Annotated in this window: 3 protein-coding genes; all 3 read right to left on the reverse strand. The window is 59.6% G+C overall.

Annotated elements, in window-relative coordinates:
* Positions 1-43 precede the first annotated feature (43 nt).
* Positions 44-784 carry a 3-oxoacyl-ACP reductase FabG gene (fabG, locus tag ACIOWE_RS29990; RefSeq protein WP_401398570.1) on the reverse strand — a complete coding sequence of 247 codons (741 nt, stop codon included), beginning with the start codon at positions 782-784 and terminating at the stop codon, positions 44-46.
* Between the two features lie 16 nt (positions 785-800).
* Positions 801-1739, reverse strand: a complete 939-nt coding sequence (fabD, locus tag ACIOWE_RS29995; RefSeq protein ID WP_090285200.1) for an ACP S-malonyltransferase — start codon at positions 1737-1739, stop codon at positions 801-803.
* A gap of 123 nt (positions 1740-1862) precedes the next feature.
* Positions 1863-2873, reverse strand: coding sequence for a phosphate acyltransferase PlsX (gene plsX, locus ACIOWE_RS30000; protein WP_401398572.1), 1011 nt, complete (start codon positions 2871-2873; stop codon positions 1863-1865).
* Positions 2874-2924 lie beyond the last annotated feature (51 nt).

Raw genomic sequence — 2924 nt, forward strand, 5'->3', positions numbered from 1 at the left:
CAGCCCGAAAGACATTTTTTCGAACCACCCCCACACATTTTACTTACATGTACATCCCACCGTTCACCGGGATTGTAGCCCCAGTGACGTATGCCGCACCGTCGGATGCAAGAAAAGCGACCACAGAAGCGATCTCTTGAGCTTGTCCCAGACGACCCAGCGGAATCTGCGTCTGCAAGGCTTCACGCTGTGCTTCAGGCAGCTCACGCGTCATATCGGAGTCGATAAACCCTGGGGTTACCGAGTTGACCGTAATCGAACGCGAACCGACTTCACGCGCCATTGCACGGCTGAAACCTTCCAGACCGGCCTTGGCGGCTGCATAGTTTACTTGGCCTGCGTTGCCCATGGCACCCACCACCGAGCCAATACTGATAATTCGACCCCAACGCGCCTTGGTCATACCGCGCAGAACGCCCTTGGACAGGCGATACAGACTGTTCAGGTTGGTATCGATGACGTCGTACCATTCGTCATCTTTCATGCGCATCATCAGGTTATCGCGGGTGATGCCGGCATTATTGACCAGGATTGCCGGGGCACCGAACTGCTCCTGAATGCTCGCAATCACTTTGCTGACCGATTCGTCGCTAGTGACGTTGAGTTCCAGACCGGTACCCTGAATGCCATGCTCTTTCAGCGTGGCAGCAATCGCCTCGGCGCCTTTGGCGGAGGTCGCGGTGCCAACAACGATGGCGCCCTGACGGCCCAGTTCCAGTGCGATAGCCTGGCCGATACCGCGGCTTGCACCGGTAACCAGTGCAACTTTACCTTGCAGACTCATGCAAGTTTCTCCTGATTCAGGCTTGCGCTGCGCGAGCGGCAGCGAAAGCGTCTGGGGTATTGAGGTTGGAAGTCGCAACGCCTTCGGCGCAACGCTTGTTCAGACCGGCCAGTACTTTGCCCGGGCCGCATTCGACCAGATCGGTCGCACCCTTGGCAGCCAGCGTCTGCACCGATTCGACCCAGCGAACCGGCTTGTAGAGTTGCTCAAGCAGATCGCGCTTGAGGGTTTCCAGATCGGCCGGCACCTGCGCGCTGACGTTCTGGACCACCGGGATCTGCGGCGCCTGCCAGTCGATAGCGGCGATGGATTCAGCAAAGCGCTCGGCCGCCGGACGCATCAGCTCGCAGTGCGACGGCACGCTCACTGGCAACGGCATCGCACGCTTGGCGCCACGAGCCTTGCAGCCTTCGATGGCGCGCTCGACAGCAGCCTTGGCACCGGCGATCACCACCTGGCCTGGCGAGTTGAAATTGACGGCGCTGACCACTTCGCCTTGCGCCGCTTCGGCGCAGGCAGCCAGCACGTCAGCATCTTCCAGACCGAGGATTGCAGCCATGCCGCCCTGCCCCGCTGGAACCGCTTCCTGCATCAGTTGACCACGGCGCTCAACAAGCTTGACCGCGTCAGCCAACGTCAGGCTGCCGGCAGCGACCAGTGCGCTGTACTCACCCAGGCTGTGACCAGCAACAAAGGCCGGACGCGCGCCACCTTCCGCCAGCCACAGACGCCACAGGGCGATCGAGGCGGTCAGAATGGCCGGCTGGGTTTTATCGGTTTGATTGAGCAGCTCTTCCGGCCCCTGTTGGGTCAGCGCCCACAGGTCATAGCCCAGAGCAGCGGAGGCTTCTTGGAAAGTTTCGAGGATCAGCGGATGTTGCGCGCCCAACTCGGCCAGCATGCCGAGGGACTGCGAACCCTGTCCTGGAAAGACGAATGCGAGGGAAGCAGACATGTAACAAGCCCCTAATGATCTTGTCGTCGGAAAATGACGTCCCGCTTGGGGACGCAAGAAACTGACAGTTGGATGGCCCTTTGAACCGGGCGGTCACATTTAAGCATTGTCGGACGAAAACGCCTAAGACAACAAATCCTCCAGACGACCGTGGAGGCGCTCGGGAAGATTCTCCTGAATCTCGATCAGTGCACGCTGAATCGCACTCTGAAAACCCTGAACCCCGGCCGAACCGTGACTTTTCACGACGATACCCTGCAAGCCGAGGAAGCTTGCGCCGTTATGTCGCGCCGGCGCCAGATCAGCCTGCAAGCGCTTCATCAGTGGCAACGCCAAGGCGCCTACCGCACGCGAGGCGAAGTTCTTTTTGAACAGCGCTTCGATCCGCGCAGCAATCATCGTTGCCAGCCCTTCGCTGGACTTGAGCAGGATATTGCCGACAAAACCGTCACAAACCACCACATCCGCTTCGCCGCGATACAGACCATCGCCCTCGACAAAACCGATGTAGTTGATGCCGCGAGCAGCCTGCAACAGCGTTGCTGCCAGTTTTACCTGCTGATTACCTTTGATGTCTTCGGTGCCGATGTTCAGCAACGCCACGCGCGGACGAGGGATGCCCAGCGTCTGCGCCGCCACCGAACCCATCACCGCGAACTGCAATAGATGTTCGGCGCTGCAATCGACGTTGGCACCAAGGTCGAGCAACTGGCAATAACCCTTTTGCGTCGGGATCGCGGCAACCATGGCGGGACGATCAATACCCGGCAGGGTTTTCAAAACGAACCGCGACAAGGCCATCAACGCACCGGTATTGCCGGCACTGACACAGGCTTGCGCCTTGCCATCGCGCACCAGTTCGAGGGCGACACGCATCGACGAATCCGGCTTGCCACGAAGGGCCTGGGTCGGTTTTTCGTCCATGGTAATGACTTCGCTCGCCGCAACAATCGTCAGGCGCGCGCGATCGGCAGCCGATTGGCCGTTGATCAATTCTTCAAGAAGGGAGGGTTGACCGACAAGGGTCAGATGCAGCGAGGGCGTAGCAGAAAGGCAAGCAAGGCTGGCCTGAACAATGCTGCGGGGACCGGAGTGGCCCCCCCCAGCGGCCAACGCGCAGACATTTGCGGACAAGAGATAAAAAGTCAGCGCCCCTGTAGAGAACCTAAAGGCCACCCGATAACC

Source organism: Pseudomonas sp. NPDC087598 (assembly GCF_044743525.1).
Lineage (GTDB): Bacteria > Pseudomonadota > Gammaproteobacteria > Pseudomonadales > Pseudomonadaceae > Aquipseudomonas.

Bases quoted from the DNA above. Each gene is read 5' to 3' on its own strand.
- fabG (WP_401398570.1), bottom strand. From the start codon at position 784: ATGAGTCTGCAAGGTAAAGTTGCACTGGTTACCGGTGCAAGCCGCGGT.
- fabD (WP_090285200.1), bottom strand. From the start codon at position 1,739: ATGTCTGCTTCCCTCGCATTCGTCTTTCCAGGACAGGGTTCGCAGTCC.